Annotated in this window: 14 protein-coding genes; 8 read left to right on the top strand and 6 right to left on the bottom strand. The window is 53.2% G+C overall.

Features of this window, described 5'->3' with window-relative positions; all coding sequences use genetic code 11:
- Nucleotides 1-15: 15 nt before the first annotated feature.
- Complete coding sequence (locus DHf2319_RS04535) at nt 16-2,112, bottom strand: O-linked N-acetylglucosamine transferase, SPINDLY family protein (RefSeq protein ID WP_243479634.1); 2,097 nt, start codon at nt 2,110-2,112, stop codon at nt 16-18.
- Between the two features lie 196 nt (nt 2,113-2,308).
- On the opposite strand from DHf2319_RS04535, the gene DHf2319_RS04540 reads away from it, so the two are divergent.
- Together DHf2319_RS04540 and DHf2319_RS04545 are read left to right on the top strand one after the other, a co-directional pair.
- Nucleotides 2,309-2,974, top strand: coding sequence for a 3-oxoacid CoA-transferase subunit A (locus DHf2319_RS04540; protein WP_243479635.1), 666 nt, complete (start codon nt 2,309-2,311; stop codon nt 2,972-2,974).
- A gap of 9 nt (nt 2,975-2,983) precedes the next feature.
- Entirely contained in the window at nt 2,984-3,622 is a 639-nt protein-coding gene (locus tag DHf2319_RS04545; RefSeq protein ID WP_243479636.1) for a 3-oxoacid CoA-transferase subunit B, read from the top strand.
- A gap of 34 nt (nt 3,623-3,656) precedes the next feature.
- On the opposite strand, the gene cysE is transcribed toward DHf2319_RS04545, so the two are convergent.
- Together cysE and DHf2319_RS04555 are read right to left on the bottom strand one after the other, a co-directional pair.
- A complete protein-coding gene (gene cysE / locus DHf2319_RS04550; RefSeq protein WP_243479637.1) occupies nt 3,657-4,577 on the bottom strand; it encodes a serine O-acetyltransferase in 921 nt (306 codons plus the stop codon).
- Nucleotides 4,578-4,633: 56 nt separating this feature from the next.
- Nucleotides 4,634-5,401, bottom strand: coding sequence for an RNA methyltransferase (locus DHf2319_RS04555; protein ID WP_243479638.1), 768 nt, complete (start codon nt 5,399-5,401; stop codon nt 4,634-4,636).
- Between the two features lie 43 nt (nt 5,402-5,444).
- Here DHf2319_RS04555 and DHf2319_RS04560 point away from each other — a divergent pair, with 43 nt between their 5' ends.
- The 3 genes from DHf2319_RS04560 to DHf2319_RS04570 are packed head-to-tail and all read left to right on the top strand — an operon-like array spanning nt 5,445 to nt 8,680.
- A complete protein-coding gene (locus tag DHf2319_RS04560) occupies nt 5,445-6,233 on the top strand; it encodes an inositol monophosphatase family protein (protein WP_243479639.1) in 789 nt (262 codons plus the stop codon).
- 54 nt (nt 6,234-6,287) lie between these two features.
- Nucleotides 6,288-7,868 (top strand): TerC family protein, encoded by a 1,581-nt coding sequence (locus DHf2319_RS04565; protein ID WP_243479640.1) that lies wholly within the window; start codon nt 6,288-6,290, stop codon nt 7,866-7,868.
- Entirely contained in the window at nt 7,865-8,680 is an 816-nt protein-coding gene (locus DHf2319_RS04570) for an undecaprenyl-diphosphate phosphatase (protein ID WP_243479641.1), read from the top strand. The genes DHf2319_RS04565 and DHf2319_RS04570 overlap by 4 nt, the downstream gene beginning before the upstream one ends.
- Here DHf2319_RS04570 and DHf2319_RS04575 read toward each other — a convergent pair.
- The 3 genes from DHf2319_RS04575 to DHf2319_RS04585 all read right to left on the bottom strand — a co-directional run bounded on the left by DHf2319_RS04575 (nt 8,670) and on the right by DHf2319_RS04585 (nt 10,718).
- Nucleotides 8,670-9,488, bottom strand: coding sequence for a UDP-2,3-diacylglucosamine diphosphatase (locus tag DHf2319_RS04575; RefSeq protein WP_369810217.1), 819 nt, complete (start codon nt 9,486-9,488; stop codon nt 8,670-8,672). The two genes, DHf2319_RS04570 and DHf2319_RS04575, sit on opposite strands and share 11 nt — an antisense overlap.
- Entirely contained in the window at nt 9,454-9,963 is a 510-nt protein-coding gene (locus tag DHf2319_RS04580; protein WP_243479642.1) for a peptidylprolyl isomerase, read from the bottom strand. The genes DHf2319_RS04575 and DHf2319_RS04580 overlap by 35 nt, the downstream gene beginning before the upstream one ends.
- 119 nt (nt 9,964-10,082) lie before the next feature.
- Nucleotides 10,083-10,718, bottom strand: a complete 636-nt coding sequence (locus DHf2319_RS04585; protein WP_243479643.1) for a tetratricopeptide repeat protein — start codon at nt 10,716-10,718, stop codon at nt 10,083-10,085.
- A gap of 169 nt (nt 10,719-10,887) precedes the next feature.
- Between DHf2319_RS04585 and cysS the strand changes: the two genes are divergently transcribed.
- The 3 genes from cysS to DHf2319_RS04600 all read left to right on the top strand — a co-directional run bounded on the left by cysS (nt 10,888) and on the right by DHf2319_RS04600 (nt 14,076).
- Entirely contained in the window at nt 10,888-12,390 is a 1,503-nt protein-coding gene (cysS, locus tag DHf2319_RS04590) for a cysteine--tRNA ligase (protein WP_243479644.1), read from the top strand.
- 6 nt (nt 12,391-12,396) lie between these two features.
- A complete protein-coding gene (locus DHf2319_RS04595) occupies nt 12,397-13,044 on the top strand; it encodes a DNA-3-methyladenine glycosylase family protein (protein ID WP_243479645.1) in 648 nt (215 codons plus the stop codon).
- Nucleotides 13,045-13,110: 66 nt separating this feature from the next.
- A complete protein-coding gene (locus DHf2319_RS04600) occupies nt 13,111-14,076 on the top strand; it encodes an acetyl-CoA carboxylase carboxyltransferase subunit alpha (RefSeq protein WP_243479646.1) in 966 nt (321 codons plus the stop codon).
- The last annotated feature ends 1 nt before the right edge of the window (nt 14,077 follow it).

Genomic DNA, 14,077 nt, shown 5'->3' on the forward strand with positions numbered 1-14,077 from the left:
AAGGGGCTTATCGGGTTAACGGGCAATGATGATGTGCTCAGGTGCCTGGCCTGTTTCATATCGTTCATACGCAATGCGCAGTCCTTTCTCAAGCCATGCTGCCAATTGCTTGGGCTTATACAGCGAACTTTCTGCTTTGCCCCGGTCAAGCTGTTCCCTGTAATGCGCCAGTTGCTCAGGATGTCGTCCGATCTCAATCGCTTTTGTCTCAAATTCCTGCAGGCTGTGCATGACCAAATCAGAAAGACCCAGTGTACTTAAGAGACTTTCAGATACGCGGGCAGCAAACGTTTGTCCGGAAAGCCCCAGCACTGGCAGTCCTGCCCAAAGGGCATCGTTGGCTGTGGTGTGGGCAGTATAAGGAAATGTGTCAAGAAAAAGGTCTGCAAGCCGATAGCGGGCCAGGTGCTCTGCTGTAGTCGGTGTGCGACCAGCAAAGATCAGGCGCGCAGGGTCAACGCCACAACGCTTGGCGTTTTTTTTCAAGTTCTCGATGACGATGGGGTCTGTTGATTGCAGCCAGAGTACGCTGCCATCAACTGCCTTGATGATGCGCATCCAGGTTTCAAATACTTTTGGCGAGATCTTGTATGGCTTGTTAAAGCTGCAGTACACAAAACCCTCGGCGGGCAACCCATGTTCAGAACGAATCAGTGGTGTTTGACTGATTTCACGTTTGTCATCATTGGGCTGATGACACTCAGGCATATAAATAATCTTTTCTTGATAAAAATCTTCGCTACCGGGTGGCATCAGGTAGTGATCGCCAACGATGTAATCGATAAAGTCTGCGCCCATGGTGCCGGCATAGCCGTAGTAGTTAACCTGAATTGGTGCGACTCTGGCTTTGAGAATCGAGGGTCTGCAACCTTCAGTAAACCCGGTGATGTCCATCAGGATGTCCAGGTCGTAAGAGCGCAATACTTCGACGGCCTGAACATCGGATTTTGCGCTCAGATCGATGAATTGATCGAAACCTTCTCGAATTCGAGTACCCAAGGGACCGTCGCCAGGCTTACTGATGGCAAATCCGAATAGATCAACTTGGTCACGTTGATGATTTTCTATGATGCCAACTGTCAGGTATGCAACAGGATGCTCTTTAAAATCGCTTGATAGATAGCCGATGCGCAATTTGGATCGCTTGCCAGGCTGACGCTTGGGTTGATAAGTCGGCACGTCCAGTGTGGGCACGTGACGTGCGACATACGCTTTGGCTAACCTCAGGCTTAGCGGCGCTTTGCCGCTGCCACTTAATAGCGCAAAGGGGGAGCAGGCAACGGCACCGGCATTGATTGCTCTCTCGATGTCACGCCATAGGTGGTCTAGCCCACTCCAATCGCAAATCATGGCTTTGGCTTGTACTAAATAGCCAGCCAACAAATCCATCTTGGGCGAGAGCTTGTAGGCAATTTGGTAGTGATGGGCCGCTTGGCTAAAGTCACCCTCTTGCTGCAACAAATGGCCCAGATTGATGTGTCCCACCACGTAGTTGGGCGCGATTTGGATAGCTGACTCAAATAATGCCCGGGCTTTGTCGCGCTCGCCCAAGGCTTGTAACGCAAGCGCCAGATTATTCATGGCGAAGCAATGATTCGGTTCGATCCCCAAACACTGCTCGAAATGGGAGATGGCTTCAGTTAAGTTACCTGCCTCCCGAAACGACAACCCCAGGTTGTTGTGTGCATCTGCCAGAAACGGGTCTATTGTGAGGGCTTGGTGATAATCCGCTTGAGCCTTGGCTTGCTCGCCTTGATGGCGATAAACGTTGCCGCGGTTTAACCAGGCTTGAGCGTAACCAGGGTCAAGGCCGGTGGCCTGGCTAAATGAAGTCAGTGCCAGATCCAGTCGTTCGCAAGCTACCCAGGCTAGACCGGCATTGTGGTGGATGACGCAATCGTTAGGTTCTAGGTCAATGGCTTTACTCAACAAGCGAGTCGCTTGCTCATGGTCGCCCCGTTGGTAGGCGACCAGTCCTGCCAAATGATAAGCATGCCCTGAGTCGGGTGCCTGGCGTATCACCTGCTTGATCAGTTTCTGTGCTTGATCAAGCTTACCTTTGGAGAGCAATGTTTCGGCTTGCTCGAGCGGGTTGGTTGTTAAAGGTGGCATGCGTTGATGCTTTGAAGGTCAATGTTGTAGCAGCCCGGAACCCTTGCAGGTTACTTAGGCACAGCAAATTTCTGAGTTTTTTGAGTATACGCCGGGCGGCGGTGGCAGATTCCCTCAAACTGGCAGCGATCTTTGCCGAGATGTCATTCTTGAGGGTAGACTTGTCCGGTCTATTAAACAGAGAGCTGGTTGGACAATGATCAACAAAATCGTGCAAACACTCGAACAAGCGGTTGCCGGAATCGAAGACGGCTCAACGGTGTTGGTCGGTGGTTTTGGGGGGGCGGGCCAGCCCATGGAACTGATCGACGCGCTCATTGCGCAAGGTGCCAAGGACTTGGTGATTGTGAACAACAACGCAGGAAATGCTGAAATCGGGTTGGCGGCGCTCATGAAAGCGGGTCGTGTCCGCAAAATCATCTGCTCTTTCCCGCGTCAGGCCGACTCCTACGTGTTTGACGAGCTATACCGCAGCGGCAAGATTGAGCTTGAGCTTGTGCCACAGGGCACGCTGGCTGAGCGTGTGCGAGCCGGTGGTGCCGGGATTGGTGGTTTCTATACTCGCACCGCCGTCGGAACCATGTTGGCTGAAGGTAAAGAAATTCGCACCATTGATGGCCAGGACTACTTGTTTGAAACGCCGATCAAGGCCGACGTTGCCTTCATCAAAGCCAAGTGCGGCGACCGCTGGGGCAATCTCACCTACAACAAAACAGCCCGCAATTTTGGTCCGGTGCATGCCACAGCTGCCCGTTTGACCGTTGCTCAGGTCGATGAGGTCGTTGATCTGGGTGAACTCGACCCGGAAGCTGTTGTGACACCCGGTATTTTTGTTCAGCGCGTGATCAAAGTTCAGTCGTAGGAGCGCAAGATGAAACGTTTATCCCGAGATGAAATCGCCCAGCGACTGGCCAGAGACATCCCCGAGGGTTCATATGTGAACCTCGGTATTGGTTTACCTACCAAGGTTGCCAATTATTTGCCTGATGACAAGGAAATCTTCCTGCACAGTGAAAACGGCGTGTTAGGTATGGGTCCGGCGCCAGTTGAAGGCCAAGAAGACTGGGATTTGATCAATGCAGGCAAGCAGCCTGTGACGCTTCTGAAGGGCGGTAGCTTTTTCCATCACGCTGATTCATTTGCCATGATGCGCGGTGGCCACCTCGATATTTGCGTGTTGGGCGCCTTTCAGGTGTCCCGCTTCGGCGACCTGGCCAATTGGCATACAGGTGAGCCCGATGCCATCCCCGCTGTTGGCGGAGCCATGGATCTGGCCGCTGGTGCGCGGTCGGTGTACGTAATGATGGAATTGCAAACGCGTGATGGTCAGTCCAAGCTTGTGGACAAGTGCACTTATCCGCTAACTGGGCTCAAGTGTGTTTCCCGGGTGTACACGGATTACGCCGTGTTTCAGATGAGTGGTGATGGGGTGGTACGCGTGGTTGACGACTGTGCTGGTGTCGGGCTAGATGAACTCAAGCGCATCACGGGCCTGGATTTGACGACATAGTTTGAGTGACCAATCCAGGCGATTGGACAGCAGGTTAATCGACAAGTTTGTTCAGTCGTTCGACATCAAGGTTGTCGTCTGCGCCATTGACTTTTTTACCCATTGATTCAATGGTTCTGCAAAGTTGCGCGATCCTGGCGTCTTGTTTGGCCGTGTGGTCAATCAGTTCGTGTAAAACCCTCACCAAAGGATCGGTGTCAGAGGCATTGACGGCGTAGGCATTGAATTCCTCATTTGAGCCAGCACCATCTTGGCTAGCGCTCGTCTGACGAATATGCTGTGCGGCCAGAATGTCTTGCAGCGGCTTGGTGTCGAGTTTGTCCTGATCGCAGGGGTCGCAGCCTTGCTCTGCAGTCGGACTTGTCGATGACATAGATGGCGCCATCTCTGAGGCCATCCCTGACGCCTGCCGGGCTTGTTCTGTCTGGGGCGAGTCATGCGCGGGCAGAATAATCCGGGCGGGGTTGCCCACGGCCGTGGCACCCGCGGGCACGGGTTTGACCACCACAGCATTGGAACCGATTCGGGCGGCCGCACCGACAGTAAAGCCTCCGAGCACCTGAGCGCCGGCTCCAACCACAACACCTTGTCCTAGCGTGGGGTGGCGTTTTTGACCTTTATAGAGTCGAGTGCCACCTAGCGTAACGCCCTGATAGATCGTGCAATCATCGCCTACTTCAGCCGTTTCACCAATCACCACACCATAGCCGTGATCGATAAATACGCGGTGCCCTATCTTGGCACCAGGGTGAATTTCAATGCCTGTCAGCAGTCGGCCAAGATGCGAGATGAAGCGACCAAGCCAGTGCCAGCCACGTGTCCAAAGCCGATGAGCCATACGATGCACCCAGATGGCATGTAACCCAGGGTAACAGGTGACGATTTCCAGGCGACTTTTGGCGGCTGGGTCACGTGCCAGTATGCAATCGATGTCTTCTTTGATTCGTTTATACATGCCCGCATCGTAACTGAAGGCGGTGCTGACCGGTGAACGAACCCATGTCGCGACCGCTACTTTTGCTGGGCGGCTTTAATCATCGCTGTGCATAGTCCCCGCAGCATGTCTACTTCATCCTGACTCAGACCGCTGCGTTGCAAGAGATGTTGCATTCTGGGTACAAGTTTTTTTGGATGCGCCGGGTCCAGAAATTTGACTGCAATTAAAGCCTCTTCCCAGTGGGCAAACAAGGCTTGAATTGATTCACCACTGGCCGCGGCTTTACCAGGATCTGGCTTAATGTCTGGCGTGCTTGGCAGCCGGTCAGCCGGATCGATCAGGGCGTAACGCATCTCCCAGGCCACTAGCTGCAGCGCCTGGGAAACGTTCAGTGAGCTGTAGGCCGGGTTGGCGGGAATGTGACAGACTCGTTGGCATAATGCCACCTGTTCATTGGTAAGCCCCGCCCGTTCGCATCCAAAGACCATAGCGACCCGGTGATTGGCCTGTTGTAGATGTTCACGAGCCATGGCGGCAGCCTCGCGAATATCGCATGCTGGCGGCCCAAGGTCGCGGGCCCGCGCTGTCAGCGCAAATGCCAAGGTGATCGGCGCTAGAGTCTGTCCGAGTTCGGGTGCGGTCTGGATTTTTTCCAACACGTCTGTCGCCCCGCTGGCCAAGGCGATCGCCTCAGGTGCTTGCGGCATGTCCGATGACTGCGGCGCGGCTAGCCAAAGGTCATCAAACCCCATATTCTTCACTGCGCGGGCAGCAGAACCGACATTTCCAGGGTGGCTGGGCTCGGTCAACACGAATCGAACCCGAGAGAACGCAGAAGTCATCTAAAATCCTAGGTTTAACGTCGAAATAAATAAAGTTGGTTACATGCATCCAATGCTCAATACCGCCGTCAAGGCGGCTCGCCGTGCCGGCAATATTATCAACCGTGCCAGTCTGGATGCGGAACGTTTGCAAATTACCCGCAAAGGTGCCAGGGATTTTGTGACCGAAGTCGATCATGCCTGTGAAGAGGCAATCATCGATATCTTGCATACGGCTTATCCGGACCACGCTTTCCTGGCTGAAGAGGCTGGTAAGGTGCATCACCCCGCCGATGGAAGCGAGCCGGAATATGAGTGGATCATCGACCCTCTCGATGGCACGACTAACTTTATCCATGGCATGCCCATCTACGCAGTTTCGATGGCACTGCGCCATCGGGGGCAGGTCATGCATGCGCTGGTCTACGATCCAAACCGCAACGAGTTGTTTACTGCAACCCGTGGTGGTGGTGCGTTTCTGAATGACCGCCGTATTCGCGTCTCGGGTCGGTTAAATCTTGCAGACTGCTTGCTGGGTGCACGTTGGCCGGGATCAGCCGGACCGGCACAGGAGCAGACGCCGCGCTTTAAAAAACTGACCAATGACAGTGCAGGCGTGCGTCGCACGGGGTCTTCAGTGCTTGATCTGGTTTATGTGGCCGCCGGTCGTCTGGATGGCTTTTGTGGCGTCGAGCTCAAACCGTGGGATTTGGCTGCTGCGGGATTGCTGGTGCTCGAAGCGGGTGGTTTGATAGCCGGCTTTGATGGCGAACAAACGTGGATGGAGTCGGGTAATGTAGTGGCTGCCACGCCCAAGGTGTTTACGCAAATTCTGCAACATGTACGCGGTTAACCGATGCGTGGTGTCGGCATTCATGCTTAATACTCGCTGTTTGGGGGACTATTGATGGAGTGGTTGCTTGACCCAACCATCTGGGTCGGCCTTCTCACTTTGGTTGTGCTCGAGATTGTTCTGGGGATAGACAACCTGATCTTTATCGCCATACTGGCCGACAAGCTGCCGCCCAAGGAGCGAGATCGTGCTCGTATTATCGGTTTGTCATTGGCGTTACTGATGCGCTTGGCATTGCTCTCCGGGATATCGTGGCTGTTTCAGCTCACCGCACCTTTGTTAACAGTAGGTGACATGACACTGTCTGGCAAAGATCTGATCTTGATCATTGGCGGATTTTTTCTACTGTTTAAGGGAACGCTCGAGTTACACGAGCGAATTGAGGGCAAGCGTGCCACCTTCAGCGGGGCGAAGGTTTATGCCAGTTTTGGGGTGGTGGTGACCCAGATTGTGGTGTTGGACGCCGTTTTCTCGTTGGATGCGGTGATCACCGCAGTTGGCATGGTGGAGCATCTTCCCGTCATGATGGCAGCAGTCATTATCGCCATGCTGGTCATGCTAGTGGCATCAAAGCCTTTGACAAAATTTGTTGGCGCACACCCTACAGTCGTGGTGCTGTGTTTGGGCTTTTTGCTCATGATCGGGTTTTCTTTGGTTGTCGAGGGCTTTGGGTTCTCAGTGCCCAAAGGTTATCTATACGCAGCGATTGGTTTTTCAATTCTGATCGAATTCTTCAATCAATTGGCGCGGCGTAATTTGTTGGCGCTTGATTCCACTAGGCCAATGCGTGAGCGTACCGCTGAAGCCGTGTTACGCATGCTCGGTAAAAAACTGCCTGATGAACCCACTGAGGAGATCGCAGAAAAAGACCGTCAAGATCAGCCAATCTCATTTGGGATTGAGGAGCGCAACATGGTCAGCGGTGTCCTGACGTTGGCAGACCGTTCGGTGCACTCGATCATGACGCCACGCACCGATGTGTCCTGGATTGACATTGACGACGACCCGGTGAAGATTCGAGAGCAGATTGAGCAAGCGCCACACAGCTTTTTTCCGGTCTGTCGGGGTACTTTTGACCAGATTATTGGTATCGGTCGGGCCAAGCGCATGATCGCCGATTTGCTGACACATGGCCGCATCCAAGAAAACCGTCTGCGTGAACCGCTGATTGTGCATGACACGATTAGTATCATTCGTTTGATTGATACGTTGAAGCACTCTAAAGGACAACTGGTCTTGGTGGCCGATGAGTTCGGTGCGATTGAGGGCCTGGTCACGCCGATTGATGTTTTCGAGGCTATTGCGGGTGAGTTTCCAGATGAGGACGAATCCCCTGATATCGTTGCAGATGGCGAGAACCGTTGGCGGGTAGATGGCGCAGCCGACTTGCACCTGTTGGAGCAGGTGCTCGATACCGACGGTTTGGTCAACGAAGATGAGGAGTACTCTACGCTGGCGGGTTACCTGTTAAACCATTTTGGGCGGCTGCCGAATGTTGGTGATCGTTGTGAGTTTGATGCCGCACATGCGGTGTTCTCCTTTGAGGTGGTCCGACTTGAGCGGCGACGCATCGCCATGGTTCATGTAGAAAAACACCCCAAAGCAGATGGTGAGTCAACAGGAGCGCAGGTTTGACTGAAAGCACACTGCACTTATTGAAGGCCATGTTGTTGGGTATTGTTGAAGGCACAACAGAGTTCTTACCCATCTCCAGTACTGGGCACTTGATTTTGGTGGGTGCCTGGATAGACTTTCAGTCCACCGAGAGCAAGGTTTTTGAGGTGGTGATTCAGCTAGGAGCGATCCTGGCAGTCGTCTGGATTTTTCGTCAACGAGTCTGGCAACTGCTCGCAGGCGCTGTCCAAAGGGACACGGTTGAGCTGGCACTGATGCGTAACATTGCAATCGCCTTTTTACCGGCTGCCGTGATTGGTGCAATTTTTATCTCATCAATCAAAGCCTTGTTCTTCCACCCCGGTGTGGTCGTCGTCACCCTGGTCATCGGCGGCATCATCATGTTGTGGGTTGAGCGACCCAATGCGCTTAAAAAAGCGCCAACTGCTTTGTCGCTTGAAACAATCTCATGGAAACAGGCTTTGGCTGTCGGCTGCGCCCAATGTTTAGCCATGATTCCGGGAACGTCACGCTCAGGCTCGACCATTATTGGCGGCATGATTGCCGGCATTGAGCGTAAAACGGCTACCGAGTTCTCGTTTTTTTTAGCGATGCCGACCATGTTTGCTGCGGCAATCTATGACTCGTATAGACATGCTGCTGAGTTATCGCAAGCTGACATCATGGCCATTGCCGTCGGGTTTGTGATGGCTTTTCTCAGTGCGTTGCTAGTGGTGCGAGGACTGTTGGCATTTCTGACCAAACACACCTACAGAGTATTTGGTTGGTATCGCATTGTGCTTGGTTTGGTGGTGGCCTATTTCATTTTTTAAAGGCTTTGCCATCAACACCCAGCAGTGTGATTCCATCATTACCAAGCACTAGCCAGCCACCGCGAATCGGCTCATCAGCGGCTAGGTGGTCAGCCTCCCAGTCCGGTAGCACCCAGCGGTCAATCGTATATCTGTCAGCAGTTTCTTCGTAATGGCCCGGTCTGTGAGTGTGGCCGTGGATCAAGTGATGTGTACCGGCTTGCACTAAAGCTGAGTGAATGCAGGTCAAATCAACATCGTGCCAGACAGTATTCGATCGCGTTTGCTTTTGCATGCTCTTTTGTCGGGCACGCAAGGCAATACCCAGGCGATTCTCAATCGATAGGCTTAGATAGAGTTTTTGTGTCCAAGGGTGGCGAACCAGTCTTCTGAAGCGTTGATAGGCACGATCTGCTATGCAAAACTCGTCACCGTGCGCCAGTAAAACCGTTTGATTTTTGACTTGCAGGATGCACTGCTGGTCTAGCAGGTGCGCACCGATGTGTTGAGCCAGTGATGACCCCATCAAAAAGTCGCGGTTGCCATGCCCAATGTAGAGCGGAACGCGTTTGGCAGTGGCTCTTAAGTGATTAAGGGTTCGTGCGAGCCACGGGGGCGGCTCGATGATCCAGTCATCTCCGATCCATACATCAAAAATATCACCCAGCAAAAATAAAGCGCCCGCATGGGCGCCGGCTTGGTCCAGAAAGCCAAAAAACAAATCGGCAGTTTTTGGGTTATCTGGACCCAGGTGTATATCCGAGGCCAGCCAAGCTGGCCCCTCGGTCACAAGCTTATTCAACGACAGTGGCTTTGTCGATGACGACATCTTCGGTGGGGACGTTCTGATGAAAACCTGCATTACCGGTTTTTACACCGCGGATTTTGTCGACCACGTTTTCACCTTCAACGACTTTGCCAAACACAGCGTAGCCCCAGCCCTGTGAGGTGGGTGCGGTGTGATTGAGAAAATCGTTGTTGGCAACGTTGATGAAGAATTGGGCGGTCGCCGAATGCGGGTCGTTGGTTCGTGCCATGGCAATGGTGTACTTGTCATTTTTCAGACCATTGTTGGCTTCGTTTTCGATGGGATCACGCGTGGGTTTTTGTTTCATCCCTGGCTCGAAACCGCCACCTTGAATCATGAAGCCATCAATGACCCGATGAAAAATTGTGTTGTCATAAAAGCCGTCACGGACATACGCAATAAAGTTTTCGGTGGATTTGGGAGCATTGGCAGCATCGAGTTCAATAACGATATCGCCGGCAGAGGTGGAGAGTTTGACGCGTGGGGATGTGCTCATGGAGGAGTTGTCCTGTTTGGTTTGTGGGGAAGATTGTGCCAAAACGTTATTAAACCCTAGCGCGAAAGCAGTCAGTACAAAAGACAACGCTAGGAGTCGGGCGAAATAGGGGAGTCGAATCATGGCTCATTGATCTCATTGATAAATTGGCGTAGAGCTTGCGCTTTGTTCCCGGCACTGCGGTCACCGAGTGAGGCAGCTTTCTCGTAGTCGCGCAATGCCAGCAGCAAATTCAGATCAGCAAGGTTGCTGATCGCAGCTGAGTAGCGAGGGTTGTTCATGATGGCAGTCTCGAGTGCCAGACGTGCCTGATCAAAGTCGTTGCGACTGACGTAAAGAATAGCCAGATTGTTCCAAGGCTCGGCAAGCTCGGGATATTTGACCGTCATCTCGCGGTACACGGCTTCAGCTTCGGCATTGCGACCAAGTTGTGCGAGCGCTCGAGCCTTCTGAAACATTAGTTGTACGTCTTTGCCCGGGCCACCGATTTTAGCGAGTTGAGCTTCGCGAGCGGTGATCGCTTTGAGCGCCGCTTCGGCTTGACGGCGATCGAGTTGCCGCTCAATGCCTTTATTGATTTCCTCGCCGGTCGGTGGGTCGTCGGTTTGCGCTGACGGTGTAAAAGCATCCAGCACGTTTGCCAGGCTATTCCAGCCACGGTCGGGTTGCGCTTGACCATTGCCCGATTGGGCGACACCGGTCGATGCAAGACCCAACATGAGGGTAGTGCACAGCAGCGTTTGGACAGCAAGCATGCCTTTAGGCTTTAGTTTTCGATTCAATTTCGATCGGTATCGCATTGGTATACTGAGAGGCTTCATTTTAGCCATGGTTTTTGCTAAACCCGGAATGTTGACCATTGCTGGCTGTCAAACTCGAGTCCCAAGGGTTTGGGTGGCTGGTTTTTAATCTCACACATCAGACATGCTGCAAATCTACGATTCTCTCTCGCGCTCCAAGCGACCTTTCAAGCCAGTGCGACAAGGTGAGGTCAGCATGTACGTTTGTGGCATGACTGTGTATGACTACTGCCATTTGGGGCATGCCCGGATGCTGGTCGGCTTTGACGTGATCGCTCGTTGGTTGCGTGCGTCAGGCTACAAATTAAATTATGTGCGCAACATCACTGATGTAGATGACAAGATTATCCGACGGGCGGTGGAGTCAAATCAAAAAATATCCGAGGTCACCCGCTTCTTTATTGATGCGATGCATGCAGACGAGCGCGCGTTGAATGTGTTGCCACCGGATCAGGAGCCGCGTGCCACGGCCTATGTGCCACACATGCTGGAAATTATTGCCGAGCTGCAAAAGAAAGGGTTGGCTTATCAAGCTAAAGATGGTGATGTCAATTTCGCCGTTAGACAGTTTCCAGGCTACGGCAAACTATCCGGTAAATCGCTCGATCAACTACGCGCCGGCGAGCGCGTGGCTGTATCTGACGCCAAGCGCGATCCGCTGGATTTTGTATTGTGGAAGGCAGCCAAGCCCGAGGAGCCGCAAGAGTCCAAGTGGGACTCAACGTATGGGGCCGGTCGCCCGGGATGGCACATTGAGTGCTCGGCCATGAGCCATGCGGTATTGGGATTGCCGCTTGATATTCATGGCGGAGGCCCTGACCTTAAGTTTCCTCATCATGAGAATGAAATCGCCCAATCTGAGGGGGCGTTTGGTCAAGCGCTGGCCAACACCTGGATGCATTGTGGTCCACTGATGGTCGATGCCGAGAAAATGTCAAAATCATTGGGCAATTTCCGCACCATCCGTCAGACGATCGATGGCGAGCCAGATAAGGGTCATGCTCAGTACAGCCCGAATGTCCGTGAAGCGGAAATGTTGCGGTTTTTTATCGTGCGCAACCACTATCGCAGTGCTCAGAATTACACCCCAGATAATTTGGCTGATGCGCAAGCGGCTCTTGATCGTCTGTACATGACGTTGCAAAGTATTCCTGCTGCACAAGTGACTGTCGACTGGCAGGCAGCTTGGACCCGTGATTTCAAAGCGGCCATGGATGATGACTTCAACACCGCGAGTGCGATCGCCGTGTTATTTGAGCTTTCAGGGCTAGCAAACCGTAGTCAGGACCCCCAGGTGAGTGGACAGTTGCTGGCCTTGGGTAAAGTGCTGGGGCTATTCACGGTTGAACCTACAGACTATTTCAAGCAACCGACACGCTACACGCATCGAGCGATCAAGGCGGTCGAGGCAGTCAAAGCAGTCAAGGCAACGCAATCACCGGCAGCAGCTGAGCTTGTTGCTGCCGAATTGTCCGATGAGGAAATTGAGACCAAGGTCCAGGCCCGAGTGAAAGCCAAGCAAAGCAAGGATTTCAAACTGGCCGACCAAATTCGCGAAGAACTTGCGGCAGCTGGTGTTTTGCTGGAAGACAAGCCTGGCGGTTTGACACAGTGGCGGCGTGGCTGATCAGTGATGCCTAGTCGCGTGCATCAGCCTAACGGTAAGCCTGACTATTGGGATCGGGCGGTTAGTGAATTAATGAAACGTGATCGCGTAATGCGTAAGCTCATTCCAAGTCATCCGGCTGTCTGGCTTGAGTCGCGCGGTAACCCGTTTGTCACGCTGGCACGTTCGATTGTGGGTCAGCAAATTTCTGTCAAGGCAGCCGAGTCGGTCTGGCAGCGCGTACTGCGCAATTGCGGTACACGCCTGACACCGGCTGCCGTCATGAGTGCGGGGCCAGAGGTGTTGCGTAACAGCGGTTTATCGGCTCGTAAAGTCGAGTACATCCTGGATCTGGCTGAGCACTTCAAGCGTCGCTTGGTACGCCCAGCCCGTTGGGCTGAGATGGATGATGAGGCGGTGATTGAGGAGTTGATTGATATCCGCGGGATTGGCCGCTGGACCGCCGAGATGTTTTTGATTTTTAACTTGCAGCGCCCTAATGTGTTGCCTTTGGACGACATTGGGTTGTTGCGCGCTATCTCGTTGCTTTATTACAGTGGCGAGCCAGTTTCACGTTTTGAGGCCAGAGAAGTGGCCCAGAGCTGGCACCCTTGGTGCACCGTCGCGACCTGGTATTTGTGGCGCAGCCTTGATCCGATTCCGGTGGAGTATTAATTCTGTGTGAACCAGTTAAACTGTCTGGTATAAATTTCGCGCCGATCATGGGAAAACAAAAGACCGATGCGCAACACATTTTTAGAATTTGAGCAGCCCCTGGCTGAACTAGAAAACAAAATCGAGCAACTGCGCTTCGTGCAGGCTGATTCGGCTGTTGATATTTCCGAGGAAATCACTCGGCTTCAGCAAAAAAGTCAGTCTCTGGCCAAAGACATCTACGGCAAGCTGACACCCTGGCAAACAGCGTTGGTTGCACGTCATCCGCAACGTCCCTACACGCTCGATTACGTGCGGGAAATATTCACTGACTTTCATGAGTTGCACGGTGACCGGCAGTACGCCGACGACCAGTCCATTGTGGGTGGTCTGGCGCGTTTTAATGGCTCGCCATGTATGGTCATCGGTCATCAAAAGGGGCGTGATACCAAGGAGCGTGCAGCCAGAAACTTTGGCATGCCAAGACCAGAGGGTTACCGCAAAGCATTGCGGCTGATGAAGCTCGCTGAAAAATTTCGCATGCCAGTATTCACTTTTGTTGATACGCCGGGTGCTTATCCGGGTATTGGGGCAGAAGAACGCGGTCAGTCAGAAGCGATCGGCAGAAACATATACGCCATGGCTGAGCTTAAGGTTCCCATCATCAGCACCATCATTGGTGAGGGTGGCTCCGGCGGGGCATTGGCCATCGCTGTGGCCAACACGGTCTTGATGCTGCAATATTCAACCTATTCAGTGATCTCTCCAGAGGGTTGCGCCTCAATCCTCTGGCGCAGTGCAGACAAAGCACCGGATGCGGCTGAGGCGCTTGCTATTACCGCTGACAGGCTCAAGACACTCGGGCTCATTGACCGGGTGGTCAATGAGCCCGTTGGTGGCGCCCACCGTGATCCGCGTGTCATGGCCCGGTTGTTGCGTCGAGCTTTGGCTGATGCGCTAAGACAGCTTGCTGGTATGACCTCGCAAGAGCTCGTTGAACATCGTTTGCAGCGGCTGCTTGCCTATGGTGCCTTCCAGGAAGCCAAGGGCTAAG

Origin of the sequence: Orrella daihaiensis (assembly GCF_022811525.1) — a bacterium.
GTDB classification, from domain to species: domain Bacteria; phylum Pseudomonadota; class Gammaproteobacteria; order Burkholderiales; family Burkholderiaceae_B; genus Algicoccus; species Algicoccus daihaiensis.

What these genes read in the sequence shown, in the direction of transcription:
- DHf2319_RS04560 (WP_243479639.1), top strand. Translation starts at nt 5,445, where the DNA reads ATGCATCCAATGCTCAATACCGCCGTCAAGGCGGCTCGCCGTGCCGGC.
- DHf2319_RS04595 (WP_243479645.1), top strand. Translation starts at nt 12,397, where the DNA reads ATGCCTAGTCGCGTGCATCAGCCTAACGGTAAGCCTGACTATTGGGAT.
- cysE (WP_243479637.1), bottom strand. Translation starts at nt 4,577, where the DNA reads ATGTATAAACGAATCAAAGAAGACATCGATTGCATACTGGCACGTGAC.
- DHf2319_RS04535 (WP_243479634.1), bottom strand. Translation starts at nt 2,112, where the DNA reads ATGCCACCTTTAACAACCAACCCGCTCGAGCAAGCCGAAACATTGCTC.
- DHf2319_RS04580 (WP_243479642.1), bottom strand. Translation starts at nt 9,963, where the DNA reads ATGAGCACATCCCCACGCGTCAAACTCTCCACCTCTGCCGGCGATATC.
- DHf2319_RS04545 (WP_243479636.1), top strand. Translation starts at nt 2,984, where the DNA reads ATGAAACGTTTATCCCGAGATGAAATCGCCCAGCGACTGGCCAGAGAC.
- DHf2319_RS04540 (WP_243479635.1), top strand. Translation starts at nt 2,309, where the DNA reads ATGATCAACAAAATCGTGCAAACACTCGAACAAGCGGTTGCCGGAATC.
- DHf2319_RS04565 (WP_243479640.1), top strand. Translation starts at nt 6,288, where the DNA reads ATGGAGTGGTTGCTTGACCCAACCATCTGGGTCGGCCTTCTCACTTTG.
- DHf2319_RS04575 (WP_369810217.1), bottom strand. Translation starts at nt 9,488, where the DNA reads ATGTCGTCATCGACAAAGCCACTGTCGTTGAATAAGCTTGTGACCGAG.
- DHf2319_RS04585 (WP_243479643.1), bottom strand. Translation starts at nt 10,718, where the DNA reads ATGCTTGCTGTCCAAACGCTGCTGTGCACTACCCTCATGTTGGGTCTT.
- DHf2319_RS04600 (WP_243479646.1), top strand. Translation starts at nt 13,111, where the DNA reads ATGCGCAACACATTTTTAGAATTTGAGCAGCCCCTGGCTGAACTAGAA.
- DHf2319_RS04555 (WP_243479638.1), bottom strand. Translation starts at nt 5,401, where the DNA reads ATGACTTCTGCGTTCTCTCGGGTTCGATTCGTGTTGACCGAGCCCAGC.
- cysS (WP_243479644.1), top strand. Translation starts at nt 10,888, where the DNA reads ATGCTGCAAATCTACGATTCTCTCTCGCGCTCCAAGCGACCTTTCAAG.